Raw genomic sequence first — 12,784 nt, 5'->3', positions numbered from 1 at the left:
TTTCTTTTTATAAATAGGAATCTTCCTTCTTTTTAATCAGAAAATTTCTGTTGCCTTCATAATCGTCCTGTACGCTTTTCTTTTCCATTTTTACGCCGGTGTTATAGGCGGCCCTTGCGATCAGGTGGGCGCCTACAGGAGACGTCAGAAATACAAAGACGATACCGAGCAGCACTTTGGCCGTAATGAAGCCGTGCAGAAACCAGAAGTAAAAGAATACGCCGAGCAGCACGCTGATGATCCCCAATGTCGCTCCTTTAGAAGCGGCGTGGATTCTTGAGTATACGTCAGGCAGCCGCAGCGTTCCAAAGGAAGCGGCTAACGATATCAGTGCGCCAAGAAGGACCAAGACGGCGATAAGCAATTTAGCGGCTTCGATCATTTTCGATAATCTCTCCTTTCTCAAGGAATTTAGAAAATGCGACGGTGCCGATAAAGGCCAGAATACCGATCAAGAGGATGACCTCCAAATATGCTGTCGTATTTAACAAGATGGACACGAGAGCCGTAATTCCGATCAGGTTGATGCCGATCGCATCAAGCGCCACCACTCTGTCCGGGATGCTCGGCCCTTTAATGACCCTCAGGACATACAGAAAAGTGGAGACCGCCAAAATGCCGAGTGACAATTGCAAAATAAATTCAAACATCAGCGGCTTACCTCCTTAATGGCCTCTTCAAACGAAATGCGGATATCACTGATAGCTTTCTCAGCATCATCGATATCGACCGCATGAATATAAAGAATCGAACGGTCATCAGAGATATCAACAACCAATGTGCCCGGTGTCAGCGTAATCAGGTTCGCCAATGTCGTGATTTCCCAGTCCGCTTTAAGGTCTGTCTTGAAGGCGAAGATGCCGGGCTTATTTTTTAACCTTGGGGATAAGATCGTCTTTAATACGCTGACGTTTGCGAGAACGAGCTCTTTAATAAAAATAAACAGCAGTTTAATGATCGCCCAAATGTTAATTAAGTAAAAGCGGCGGCGGAAAAAACGCCTCATCAGAAAGAGCGAGAATAATCCGATCACATAACCGACGACAAGCCCGGCAGCAGTGTAGTCATTGTTCAGAAACATCCAGCACAACGCAAGAATAAAGTTCAACAATATTTGTAATGCCATGCGATCTACTCCTTCAAAACGGCTTCAATATATTTTTCGGGGTTGACGAGCGTATCAGCCGCCTGATGGAAATACGGCGCGATAAGCTCGGTTCCGAGTCCGATGGCAAGCGACAGAAAGAGCAGTACCGCTGCCGGATACATGTAGCCTTTTAGCGGTCTTTTGGCCGGAGCATCTTCCTGTTCATCCCCCCAGAAGCCGTTGATAAATATTTTCATGATGGAATACAAGACGAGCAGACTGGATAAAAGCATCAGCAGCGTAATCACGAATTCACCGCTTAGAAAGCCGCCCTCTGCAATTTTCAGCTTGCCGATGAATCCGCTGAAAGGAGGGACCCCTGCCAATGAAACTGCTGAAATCATAAACATCCAGCCGAGCACCGGATGGTTTTTGATCAGGCCGCTCATTTTTTTCAGGTTGTTTGTCCCTGTCAGAGTAAACAGCGCTCCGCCAAGCATAAACAGCGCTCCTTTAATGATCATGTCATGAATCAGATAGTAGACAGATCCTTCGATCGAAGCCGGCGTATTGGCGGCGATACCGAATAAGATCACACCGACCGCAGTCACAATATTGTAGATAATGATTTTTTGAACATCCCAGTAGGCGATCGAGCCGATGACACCGAAGATGATCGTAAGGGCCGCAAGCCAGACCATTAATTGATGAGTAAAAGCCGCGTCTTGGGTGAAAATTAATGTAAACACCCTTGTGATCGCGTACAGGCCGACTTTGGTCAGAAGTGCGCCAAACAGTGCGGACACAGCGGCAGGCGGCGCATAATAAGAACCAGGCATCCAGAAATACAGCGGGAAAATGCCGCCTTTTAAACCGAAGACGATCAAAAATAAAACAGCGATGACCGTGATCAGCCCGGTTTGGCCCGATTCACTGATCCGAACGCTCAAATCCGCCATGTTTAATGTGCCCGTCACCGCATATAAATAAGCGACTCCGATGACAAAGAGGGCGGAAGAGATAATGTTAAAGACGATGTACTTCAGAGATTCCCGCAGCTGGATCTTCGTGCCGCCAATGACGATCAGCACATAAGAAGCCATCAGGAGAACCTCAAAAAATACGAACAGGTTAAACAAATCCCCGGTTAAGAAAGCGCCGCTAACTCCGGCAAGCAGGAACTGGACCGCGGGATAATAAAAGAAACGCTCGCGTTTTTCGCCGATGGAGCGAAACGAATAAAGAACCGTCAGAAATCCGATAATGGCTGTCGTTAACGCCAGAAGGCTGGCGAATTGATCAGCGACAAGGCTGATCCCGAACGGCGGCTTCCACCCGCCGAGATACAAGGTCTGGATTCCGTCCGTATAGACGGTCTGCACAAGAACAGCGGCCGCCGCGATCGCCGCAATGGAAGATATGGCGCTGAATGCACGCATCAGCACGATCGACTTGTTCATAAAGATGAGCAGAACTGCGGCCATTAAAGGAATCAGTATTGGCAGAATTACAAGATTATTCATGTTGATCATTTCCCCTCATTTGATCCATATCATCCATTTTCAGCTCTTGGTAGGCGCGGAAAGCCATGACCAGGAGAAACGAGGTGACCCCGAAAGCAATGACGATCGCCGTTAAAATCAACGCCTGAGGGAGAGGGTCGACATAGGTTGACGACTCTTCATTTAAAATGGGGGGCGCACCTTTTTTTAACCCTCCCATTGTCAGCAGAAGCAGGTGGACGCCATGGCTGAGAACGGCAGTTCCGATAATCACCCTCAGAAGGCTTTTTGAAAGCAAGAGATATGTCGCCGCCATAAACAAAATTCCTACAATAAAAGACATTAAAATCTCCATTATTCTCTCTCCCCAATCGTCTGAATAATGGTCATGGTCACTCCGACCACTACGAGATAAACCCCGATATCAAACAATACCGCGGTGGCAAGCTCCGTTTTCCCCAAGAGCGGAAGGTTAAAGTAATCAAACGCGTGGGAAAGAAACTGAGCGCCGAATAAAAATGAGCCGATTCCGGTGGAAACGGAAATGAATAAGCCGACGGCCGCCACATAGATAAAGTTGACGGGCAAAATGTTCTGCACCGTTTTTAAATCATAGGCAAGCAGCAGAAGGACGAGCGAAGACGCCGTCATCAATCCGCCGATAAAACCGCCGCCCGGGTTATTATGGCCGGCAAAAAACAGATGGAAAGAAAAGAGCAGAATGATAAAGGATGCAATCTTTGTAACGGTTTGCAGGATCACATCATTCGTCTGAACCTTTTTCAATGCTCTTCCCCTCCTTTCCCCATTCTGAGCCTGATCATGCCGTATATTCCTAAAGCGGCTATGACAAGTACGGTAATTTCAAACAATGTATCAAATCCCCTGAAGTCGACCAATATCACGTTGACGATATTGTGGCCGCCTGCGAGTTTATAGCTGTTTTCAATAAAATACGATGCAATGCTTTCAAGGGAGCGCTGGCTGTTTGCAGAAAGTGCGAGCAGCGTCACAACAGTTCCGACTCCGACCGAGACAAGCGCATTTGTGACCCTGAACTTAGCCGACTTCGGCTTGAATCTGAGCTTCGGCAAATGATAGAAGCAAAGCAGGAACAATGCGACTGAAATCGTTTCGATAATCAGCTGCGTCAGCGCGAGATCCGGCGCTCTGAAAATGACGAAGAACAGCGCAAGCGTGTAGCCGATGACGCCGAGCCCGATAATCGCCGTCAGTCTTGATCTTGCGAAAACGGTGGTAAATGTTGCGGCAATCATGACGGCTGACAGAACAAGCTCATAGATGCCGATTGAAGCATTGCCTTTCACATCGTATGAAAAGCCTCCGGTAACAACGAGCGATCCGCCGATGATCACGATAAAGAAGACAAAAACATAGACGAGATAATCGCGAAGAAACCCGGTCATATACGTTCTTGTAATCTTGTTGGAGCCTTTTTCAAGCCCAGACAACGAGCTGTCGTACAGTTTGTTGAGCGTCAGTTTTTCCGGGAAGAGGCCGTAGACCTTCCGCCATTTTGACAAGGTCAAATAGGCGAGAACGCCGAGAGCAACGACGCCGATTGTCATGTAGAGTTCAGGTGAAAAGCCGTGCCACATGTAAATATGAACCTTGAATTTTTCGTCTCCGTCCAAAAGGGTCGGCATAATCGACGATGCAGCCGGTTCAATGATGCTGTATGACAGAATGTTCGGGAAAAAGAAAAAAATCACCACGAGAGAGACGAGGACAATCGGCGAAATCAGCATGCCGAGTGGAGCCTCATGCGCTTGTTTTTCAAGTTTTTCAGGCTGATATTTCCCCCCGAACGTTTTAAACAGCAGAACCATGCAGTAAATGAACGTAAACACGCTTCCGATCCAAGCCAGAACAGGAAGCACAAAACTCCATGTGTCGGCGTTATACAAATTAAAATCCGTAATCCTGAGCATGCTGGTGAAAAACATTTCCTTGCTCAAAAAGCCGTTGAACGGCGGCAGACCAGCCATTGAAAACGCGCCGATCAGCGTAATCGTAAACGTAATCGGCATGATCGTCATCAGACCGCCAAGCTTGCGGATATCCCTCGTTCCCGTTTCATGATCGATGATTCCGACTGCCATGAACAGGCTGCCTTTAAATGTCGCGTGGTTGATCAAGTGAAAAACGGCGGCGATTACTGCAACCATATAGTATTCAAAATTTTGATAGTGCAAAGCTGCGGCACCGACGCCGAGCATCGACATGATCATTCCGAGCTGGCTGACCGTAGAAAAGGCAAGTATCGCTTTCAGATCAGTCTGCTTGACGGCGTTGAACGAACCCCAGAAAAGCGTGACAATCCCCGTGAGGGACACGATCCAAAACCATTCCCCGGAAAAAGCGAACACAGGGGTGAATCTTGCAACGATATAAATTCCCGCTTTTACCATCGTGGCGGAGTGCAGGTAAGCACTTACAGGCGTTGGTGCTTCCATCGCGTCTGGAAGCCAGATGTAAAAAGGGAACTGCGCAGATTTAGTGAAGGCTCCGATTAACACCAGCACGAGAGCCGGAATGAAAAAGCCGTGGCCCGAAATTAAATCAACTTGGTTGATCATTTCTCTGATCGAGAATGAACCCGTAATCGTGTAAAGAAGAATGAAGCCTCCAAGCATGGAAAGACCGCCGAAAATGGTGATAAGCATCGATTTTGTCGCGCCGTATCTTGATTTTTCCCGCTTGTACCAATAGCCGATGAGCAAAAAAGACGATATGCTGGTCAATTCCCAAAATAAATAAAGTACAATGACGTTATCAACGAGAACAACGCCGAGCATTGCCCCCATGAACATGAGCAGATAAACGTAAAACGGTCCGAGCTGCTCTCTTTCTTTAGATAGATAATAGATGCTGTAAAGGACAACCAAAGACCCTATCCCTGTAATCAGAAGGGCGAATAGCAATCCGAGTCCGTCAACGTATGCGGTAAAGTTAATGCCAAAGGACGGAATCCATTCCAGTACAGCCTTTAATGTTCCGCCATCCGCCGTCATTTTGATCATGCGGAAAAAATAAATAAATAATAGAACAGGAAGAATCAGGACAAACCAGCCTGTATGAATCTTTCTGACGTTTTTCGCCAATAGCGGAATCAAAAAGGCGAGTGCAAAAGGCGATAAAATTGCAATATGTAAAGCCGTCATATTAACCTCCCTTTAAGGTAGCATGTATAAATACATTCTGTTCCATACTAAAATTTTCAAACGTTATGTACTTTTTTAGAACTGGTGACCTAGACAAATTATAACTCAAATTTTAATCGGCTGCATGATCTCATGATAACCGCGGTTTATGCGGTCTTATGAACCTGAAAACAATTTTAACAAAAAATGCGGCATTTGTATAATGGAAAGTTTTTTTGAACAAGATGAATTTGAGGTGATGAAAGATGAGAAGGAAAGCTTTTATCAGCTTAAGTTTATTTTGTTCGCTTTTTGCGGGAGCGTTTATGATCAACAGGGAAATGACGCGTGAACAGACTCCGGGGATAGGAACGGACGAAGGCCCTCAATATCGCGGGGATTACACGCCGCTTCAGACGGGAGCGGAAGATCAGTCCTTAATGGGAAAAGAAAGAGCTCCCTTTAAACCGAGAGAATATATCAGAGTTGAGAAACGCTGAAAACAAAAAAGGAATCCGATCGTATAGATCAGACTCCTTTTTGTTTTTTTATGCGGCCCTTACGAGGTCAAGAACCTTAGTAAAACGGTCGCCATAATGACGGTTGCTGCTCCGCCGAGACGCGTTGAGATTTGCGCAAACGGCATCAGCCCCATCCGGCCTGAAGCCGAAAGAATGGCCACGTCCCCCGTACCGCCGAGACCGCTGTGACAGCCGGTGACAATCGCTGATTCAACAGGGTACATGTTCATTAATTTGCCGACAAAGTAGCCTGATGTCACCATGGCAATGACGACTGAAGCGCAGACGGCGATGAAGCGCAGGGAAATAACGGACGCCACATCATCAAGCGGGATGTAAAGAATGCCGAGCCCGACCATCAGCGGCCAAGTGAAGCTTGATGACATGAATTTGTAAAGCTGGTGTGCGCCTTTTTCCATGCTTGCAGGCAGAAGCTTTGCATATTTTACGGCAGCCGCCGCGATGATCATCAGGATCGCTCCCGGAATTGCGATGAACTTGGAGACCAAACCGCCGAAAATGAAGAAGGAACATGCGATTAAAACGCCGGCACCCATTAATTTCAAATCGATTTTCGGCTCCTCTTCTTTTTGGTTGAAAATTTCATCGTCTTTTTTCGATTTGACGAGCCTGCCGTTACCATTCAGCTCAGGCCGCTTTTCGCCAAGCTTTTTCATCAGTCCGGCTGAGATGATGGCAACGACGTTTCCGATAATAGCGGCCGGAATGAGCTGTGAAACAAATACATCTGTGGATTGTCCCAAAATTTGCGAGTAAGCGAGTGACAGCGGCAGGATTCCTTCGCCGATGCCTCCGGCAATAATCGGTACAATAATAAAGAAGAAAGCTTCATAAGGGCTGTAGCCAAACAACAGACCGACGAGAATACCGGCGGCAACCGCTGCGACCGTCCCGGCCAACAACGGAACGAACATTCTCATAAAACCTTGAATCAGAACCGTGCGATGCATTCCTAAAATACTTCCCGCGACTAAACATGCGATGTAAAAATACAGAAAATTCGACGTTTTCATCAAAGTCGTAACCGCTTCCATAGATGCGGGGTTAAGCACTTTGAAAAAGACTAAAAACGAAGGAACAAACAGCGAGAGAATGGCAGGTCCGCCGATATCTTTTAAAATCGGAATGCGCTGTCCAACATCCCCGAGAATAATACCGAGAATCATAATGATCGCGAAACCGCCAAGCATGTCATTCGGCAATTCGTTATAGTAAGCTGCCAGAAAAATAATCAGCGCAAGCGCAATGTATAGCGGAAACGGAATCACGCCGATTTTCCAATTGATCAACTTCTGGAAAAAATTTTTATTTTCTTTATGACCGTGATTTGTAATCGGTTTCAAATCTTTTGCTGCTTCCATCAAAAACACCCCCATGTTTGTATGTGTTCAATTGTAGAAGAAAAGTGTCAATTCTGTGCGTTTTTTAAATTAAAATAATCGATTGATAATTAAATTAAAGCGAAAAAGAGCGGGAAAAGAGGAGGAATCTGCTTGATTTTGATCAATTTATAGGTCTTTTGATTTATTGGGGGGCGTATCCAGGTAAAAAAGGGAATTCCCTGTCCGGGGAGAAAGCTTTTTTAAAGCAGCAATTTAAAAAACCCCCGAAACTGTTTTCGGGGGTTTTGCATTATGATTTTCTTTTGACAAGAGATCCTAACGCCTCTCCCATTTTCACTTGAAGAGAGGGGTGAAGGCGCTCATCAGGAATAAAGGTATCCTTTTCAAACAGCAGGATAACGGTCGAGCCGAAAGAGAAATATGCGATTTCGTCGCCTTGACGCCATTCTTTTGACTCCTCGAGCATCACGATCGAGTTAATATACATCGCCCCGACCTTCACAAGCAGGGCGGACCCATATTGATGCTTAAATTCGGAAATCATCCGGTAGTTTTTTGTCAGCGGCGATTTTCCGTAGGTCAAACCGATTTGATTCACGGGGTAAGACGTGCTTCCCAGCGAATATTGCGTTTCAAGTGTACCGTCAGCCGGGCTGTGAATTCTGTGGTAGTCCCTCGGGCTTAAATAGATGATGATATAGGTTCCGCCGATATAGCGGTTCACGATCTCGGATCGCCCGATCATTTCTTCTACGGAATAGAGCTTTTGTTTGACGGTAAATTGCTTGTCGCGCGTGATGGCGCCCATTTCTTCGATGACTCCGTCCACAGGGCTGACCAGGCTGTTTGGTTCAGCGGGAAGGGGGCGTGCACCGCTCTTTAATTTTCTGATGAACAGCTCGTGCAGGCTGTTAAAAGAGCGGACATCTTCCAGCATCTCTTCTGTATTGATATGAAAGGTTTTGATATAGGAGGGGATGAGAGGTTTGCTGAGCTTTGACTGAGCAAACTTTTTCAGCATCCGGGACACGCCCTTTTTATTCGTCAACTCGATCAAAAACCGGTAAAGCCGCTTTTTCAAGCTGTTCACTCCTTTACTGATCACACGGGATGCAAGCGGTATTTAAATCACGCCGATTGTGTATCCGATCGTAATAAAAACGAGACACCAAATAAAAGCCCCTGATCCGGCATAAATCAGGAACCTTTTCATGTCCATCTCGTTCATGCCGGACAGATAGCATGTCACATGGCGGATTCCGGGAACAAAGTAGCCGAAAAGAATCGTCCACGGGCCGTATTTTTCAAACCAGCGGTGCACGGTGTCCAGTCTTTTCGGCGTCAGACCGATCCATTTCCCGAACTTATCGAGCAGCGGTTTACCGATTTTCTTCCCTAGAAAGTAACTGATGAGCATCCCTGATACCGCACCTGAAAAGCTGATCAAAAGAGACAGCTCATAGTTTAATAGATGAATAGAAGACAGATACCCGACAAATGTCATCATGACTTCATCGGGTATCGGCAGGCCTACAATTCCGAGAACAAGCATCCCGAATATCGCAAAATACCCGTATTGGGAAATCAATTCTTTTGCCAACTCCATGAAAAACTAGCTCACTTTCTTCAATAGTTTTTTCCCCTTCAGGCTGATGACTTTGATTTTGCTGACCATGAGAAAGGACAGGAACAGCATAATCAAAATGTACGGCTTTTTGCCAAGGATCTCTGATAAAAGGTTTAAGCAAACCAGAATTGTTCCGGCTGCGGTGATCGGAAGGCCTGTAAAATAATCCTGGTTCTCTGATTGAATATTAAATCGCGCCAGCCGAAGCGCTCCGCAAACAGGGAATAACAATGTCGAAGGAAGGCCTAAGATCGGTGCATCATAAAAAACGATTGAATAGGTGATGATGGCCGGGGCGACTCCGAAAGTGATAATATCAGACAAAGAATCCAATTCTTTTCCAAACGGGCTGACGGCATTTAATCTGCGCGCGGCCATGCCGTCAAGGCTGTCCAAGATAGCGCCGATCAGAACAAATATAATGGCTAAGAATAAATACCCTCTGAATGCAAGCAATATTGAAGAGATGCCCGAAACAAAGTTTCCAATCGTAATTAAAGAAGGTATGACTGATTTATTCAATGTTTTCGCATCCTTTAAATAAAAACGTTTTATATAGAAATTAAACAATATTAAATTGTATACGATTTGCTTCCTGTCTGCAATAAAATTCCTGAAATGATTGATAACCAGACTTTTTCATCATACCATAAAAGTGGTAAAGACACTGGCGGCGTCAAAAAAATTTATATTTTGTTAAGGTAACAAAAAAATGAATAAGAGAGCAGACGCTCTCTTATTCTATCGTTCGGTTGGCGTTTTCCTTTAATATAAGCCGATAAATCAGGCCAGCGCGGGAATCGTCAAACGCAAGGCGAAATCAGCATCAGACGCTTGGTATTTCTTTGAAGAAGGAAGCGTGGACCCGATGCTGTTGATAGCTTTGAGCGAAGCCGAAGAACAGAGCGGATTCGTTCGGGTCGAACCCTAAGCGCAGCGAGCGCGATAAATCCTTGTCCGGTAACGGCGGCATGCGAGAAGTCAAGCGTGACCGTCACAAAAAAACGCCCGCTGTCTTTAGGAAGCAGCGGGCGGGGAGGGGACATGTTATAGATATTGGTTAATCACGTTCAAGTCATTTGTATTTAATTTATATTGGAAAACCGGTCTGCCGATCGTGCCGTAGGCCATTTCTACGTTGAGAACTTCGATTTCCTCCAGAAACTTCAAGTATTTGCGAATTGAAACTTGAGAGATTTCCGTGTGATTGGCCAAATCTTCTGTTGTGAACGTCAAGCTGTCAAACGATCTGATGCTTGACCAAATGAGATTCAGCGTGCTTTTGGTCAGCCCTTTTGGCAAATGCATCTTTTCGGGCGCGCGTTTTTTTTGAAAAAGTTCGAAATCCAGCTCTTTTTGGCTGATATTCCGGTTGCTTGCATAAAGCTGCTGCTTCCGTTTGTAATCGATTAGGGCGCTTTGAAACCGCTCAAATTCGAACGGCTTGATTAAGTAATCGACAGCCCCGTACCGCAGCGTTTTTTGAACAACATCCATTTCACTGGCCGCTGAGATGACGATCACGTCGACAGCTTGATTCTGGCGTCTGATCTCAGTGAGCAGCTCGACGCCGTTCCTGCCCGGCATATAAATATCGAGCAGGATCAGATCGATGTGCTCTTCCCGGAGGAAGGTGAGAGCCTCTTGAAAAGAAGCGGCAATTCCCTTCAGCTGAAATCCCTCTACCTGGCTGAGGTAACGTTTATTCAGCTCTCTTACCATCGGGTCATCTTCAACAATTAATACATCAATCATGGTCATCCTCCTTTGGTTCATACGGAATGCGGAGACTGAATGTCGTTCCTTCATTCTTTTCGCTTGTCACGATGATATGTCCATTTAAATTTTCAAGGCTTTGTTCGACGAAATAAAGCCCGAACCCCCGGTTGGAGCCCTTTGTTGAAAAGCCTTGATCAAACATTTTCTGCTGTTCCTCCTTGGATATGCCGACTCCCGTATCCGTGACTTCAATATCAAGCTGTCCGTCATGGTGGCGGAATGAAATCGAGATATTTTTCTTATCAGTTGCGGAAACGGCATCCAGGGCATTGTTGAGAAGGTTCCCGATAACGGTGATTAAATCGTGTATCACCGCTGTGTTGGCTGTATCCGGAATCCTCGTGCTGCAATGAACCTCCAGCGAGGCCCCCTGTTCCCGGATATAGCTCTGCTTGCCGAGCAAAAAGCCGGCGAGCACCGAGTTTTTAATATGGTTGATAATTTCGCTCGCTTCAGACTGCTGATAGATCGCAATGTCTTTTATATAGTTTCCAAGCTCGTCGTAGTTCTTTAATTGAACGAGACCGAGAATCACGTGGAGCTTGTTCATAAACTCGTGCGACTGCGCCCTGAGCGCGTTTGCGTACATTTTAACACCGGACAGCTGCTCAGCTAAGTGCTTCACTTCGGTTTTGTCGCGGAATGTGGCAATCGCTCCGACGATGTTTCCCTTTTTTAAGTGGATCGGAACTTCATTAAAGACAAGTTCTAGCCCGTTGATTCTAACGTCGCGGTCCAGAACGGGCTTCTGAGTATCGATCACTTGTTTCAGGCGGTTGTTTGGCAAGATGTCGGTGACATCCCGGTCGATCGGATTCTCTTCGATCCCCATTTTATGAAACAGGCGCTTCGCTTCCGCGTTTGCGAGCTTGATTTTTCCTGTTCGGTCAACGGCGAGTATCCCTTCTTTTGTCGATTCAAGCATCGCGCTTCGTTCATTCAAAAGCGTTGCAATTTCATACGGTTCCATACCGAACATAATCGTTTTTACTTTCCTCGCCACGATGACAGCTCCGATGATTCCGGCGAAGATGCTGAGGACGATAACCGTATATAAAGGGCGGAGATTTTGCTGGGTGATCTGCTCAATCTCGTTAAGGGTGATTCCGACCGCTACCGCTCCGACCTGGCTGCCCGTTTTATTATAAATGGGAACAAAAGCCCTCAGTGATTCACCGAGCGTGCCTTTTGCCGTACTAATGTGGCGGCGGCCTTTCAGCACTTCTTTTTCGTCCCCGCCGGCAAATTTCTTTCCGATTTTATTCGGATCCGGGTGGGTTTTACGGATGCTGTTCATATCCATGACAACGACGAATTCAGTCTCGGTGATTTTTTGAACGCGGGCGGTGTATGTTCGGAGCTCATCATATTCGCCGCTTTCCAGCGATTGCGCCGTAATCGGAGCTTCGGCGACCATCTCCGCCGTCTGCAGGGCAATCTGCTGCTCCTGCTCCCGAATGTTCCTTGCGGTCTCGGACCCGACCATAAAAAACGCGATCAATAAAGAAATCAAAACGACGACGCAGACAAATATCGTTAATCGTGTCTGCAGTTTTAATGTTTTTTTCAACGGCGATTCCTCGCGATCTATTGATTAGTCAACACATAATACTTTACAAGTAAATGGCGAATTTGTGAAGAATCCTGCCCCTTTCTGCCGCGAACAGCAGAAATTAAAAATATGGAAAATATTCTTGTCAACAGGTCCTAAGTCGTACATAATGAATGAGGAACATATCA

14 protein-coding genes are annotated in these 12,784 nt (G+C 46.2%); 1 reads left to right on the top strand and 13 read right to left on the bottom strand.

Annotated features, from left to right (window positions below; genetic code table 11):
* Positions 1 to 7: 7 nt before the first annotated feature.
* Genes mnhG through M1D59_RS17280 form a run of 7 tightly spaced genes read right to left on the bottom strand, consistent with a single transcriptional unit; the run spans position 8 to position 5,774 of the window.
* Positions 8 to 382, bottom strand: coding sequence for a monovalent cation/H(+) antiporter subunit G (gene mnhG, locus M1D59_RS17310; protein ID WP_023856153.1), 375 nt, complete (start codon positions 380 to 382; stop codon positions 8 to 10).
* Entirely contained in the window at positions 366 to 650 is a 285-nt protein-coding gene (locus tag M1D59_RS17305) for a Na(+)/H(+) antiporter subunit F1 (RefSeq protein ID WP_003184842.1), read from the bottom strand. The genes mnhG and M1D59_RS17305 overlap by 17 nt, the downstream gene beginning before the upstream one ends.
* The gene (locus M1D59_RS17300) at positions 650 to 1,126 is read right to left on the bottom strand and encodes a Na+/H+ antiporter subunit E (RefSeq protein WP_020452787.1); all 477 of its coding nucleotides are present in this window, start codon (positions 1,124 to 1,126) and stop codon (positions 650 to 652) included. The genes M1D59_RS17305 and M1D59_RS17300 overlap by 1 nt, the downstream gene beginning before the upstream one ends.
* Before the next feature lie 5 nt (positions 1,127 to 1,131).
* Positions 1,132 to 2,610, bottom strand: coding sequence for a Na+/H+ antiporter subunit D (locus M1D59_RS17295; protein WP_023856152.1), 1,479 nt, complete (start codon positions 2,608 to 2,610; stop codon positions 1,132 to 1,134).
* Positions 2,603 to 2,944, bottom strand: coding sequence for a Na(+)/H(+) antiporter subunit C (locus M1D59_RS17290; protein ID WP_020452785.1), 342 nt, complete (start codon positions 2,942 to 2,944; stop codon positions 2,603 to 2,605). The genes M1D59_RS17295 and M1D59_RS17290 overlap by 8 nt, the downstream gene beginning before the upstream one ends.
* A complete protein-coding gene (locus M1D59_RS17285) occupies positions 2,944 to 3,375 on the bottom strand; it encodes a Na(+)/H(+) antiporter subunit B (RefSeq protein WP_003184834.1) in 432 nt (143 codons plus the stop codon). Before M1D59_RS17285 ends, M1D59_RS17290 begins: the two co-directional genes overlap by 1 nt.
* Entirely contained in the window at positions 3,372 to 5,774 is a 2,403-nt protein-coding gene (locus M1D59_RS17280; protein WP_458117556.1) for a Na+/H+ antiporter subunit A, read from the bottom strand. Before M1D59_RS17280 ends, M1D59_RS17285 begins: the two co-directional genes overlap by 4 nt.
* Positions 5,775 to 6,019: 245 nt before the next feature.
* Here M1D59_RS17280 and M1D59_RS17275 point away from each other — a divergent pair, with 245 nt between their 5' ends.
* Complete coding sequence (locus M1D59_RS17275; RefSeq protein WP_025809732.1) at positions 6,020 to 6,253, top strand: hypothetical protein; 234 nt, start codon at positions 6,020 to 6,022, stop codon at positions 6,251 to 6,253.
* Positions 6,254 to 6,312: 59 nt separating this feature from the next.
* Here M1D59_RS17275 and M1D59_RS17270 read toward each other — a convergent pair whose 3' ends face one another.
* From M1D59_RS17270 to malK, 6 genes are all read right to left on the bottom strand, one after another.
* Entirely contained in the window at positions 6,313 to 7,656 is a 1,344-nt protein-coding gene (locus M1D59_RS17270) for a 2-hydroxycarboxylate transporter family protein (protein WP_458117555.1), read from the bottom strand.
* A 271-nt stretch (positions 7,657 to 7,927) separates the two neighbouring features.
* Entirely contained in the window at positions 7,928 to 8,719 is a 792-nt protein-coding gene (locus M1D59_RS17265) for a phosphatidylserine decarboxylase (protein WP_458117554.1), read from the bottom strand.
* 42 nt (positions 8,720 to 8,761) lie between these two features.
* On the bottom strand, positions 8,762 to 9,244 hold the full coding sequence (locus M1D59_RS17260) for a DedA family protein (protein ID WP_020452781.1): 483 nt from the start codon (positions 9,242 to 9,244) through the stop codon (positions 8,762 to 8,764).
* A gap of 6 nt (positions 9,245 to 9,250) precedes the next feature.
* Entirely contained in the window at positions 9,251 to 9,787 is a 537-nt protein-coding gene (pssA, locus tag M1D59_RS17255) for a CDP-diacylglycerol--serine O-phosphatidyltransferase (protein ID WP_020452780.1), read from the bottom strand.
* A gap of 525 nt (positions 9,788 to 10,312) precedes the next feature.
* Positions 10,313 to 11,020: a response regulator gene (locus M1D59_RS17250; protein ID WP_025809726.1), complete on the bottom strand. Its 708-nt coding sequence runs from the start codon at positions 11,018 to 11,020 to the stop codon at positions 10,313 to 10,315.
* Positions 11,013 to 12,614 carry a malate sensor histidine kinase MalK gene (gene malK, locus M1D59_RS17245; protein ID WP_023856146.1) on the bottom strand — a complete coding sequence of 534 codons (1,602 nt, stop codon included), beginning with the start codon at positions 12,612 to 12,614 and terminating at the stop codon, positions 11,013 to 11,015. Before malK ends, M1D59_RS17250 begins: the two co-directional genes overlap by 8 nt.
* Positions 12,615 to 12,784: the final 170 nt, after the last annotated feature.

Source organism: Bacillus sp. PK6-026, from assembly GCF_054161455.1.
This window is presented reverse-complemented; position numbering and strand designations above follow the sequence as displayed.

Bases quoted from the DNA above. Each gene is read 5' to 3' on its own strand.
- mnhG (WP_023856153.1), bottom strand. From the start codon at position 382: ATGATCGAAGCCGCTAAATTGCTTATCGCCGTCTTGGTCCTTCTTGGC.
- M1D59_RS17305 (WP_003184842.1), bottom strand. From the start codon at position 650: ATGTTTGAATTTATTTTGCAATTGTCACTCGGCATTTTGGCGGTCTCC.
- M1D59_RS17300 (WP_020452787.1), bottom strand. From the start codon at position 1,126: ATGGCATTACAAATATTGTTGAACTTTATTCTTGCGTTGTGCTGGATG.
- M1D59_RS17295 (WP_023856152.1), bottom strand. From the start codon at position 2,610: ATGAATAATCTTGTAATTCTGCCAATACTGATTCCTTTAATGGCCGCA.
- M1D59_RS17290 (WP_020452785.1), bottom strand. From the start codon at position 2,944: ATGGAGATTTTAATGTCTTTTATTGTAGGAATTTTGTTTATGGCGGCG.
- M1D59_RS17280 (WP_458117556.1), bottom strand. From the start codon at position 5,774: ATGACGGCTTTACATATTGCAATTTTATCGCCTTTTGCACTCGCCTTT.
- M1D59_RS17275 (WP_025809732.1), top strand. From the start codon at position 6,020: ATGAGAAGGAAAGCTTTTATCAGCTTAAGTTTATTTTGTTCGCTTTTT.
- M1D59_RS17270 (WP_458117555.1), bottom strand. From the start codon at position 7,656: ATGGAAGCAGCAAAAGATTTGAAACCGATTACAAATCACGGTCATAAA.
- M1D59_RS17260 (WP_020452781.1), bottom strand. From the start codon at position 9,244: ATGGAGTTGGCAAAAGAATTGATTTCCCAATACGGGTATTTTGCGATA.
- M1D59_RS17250 (WP_025809726.1), bottom strand. From the start codon at position 11,020: ATGATTGATGTATTAATTGTTGAAGATGACCCGATGGTAAGAGAGCTG.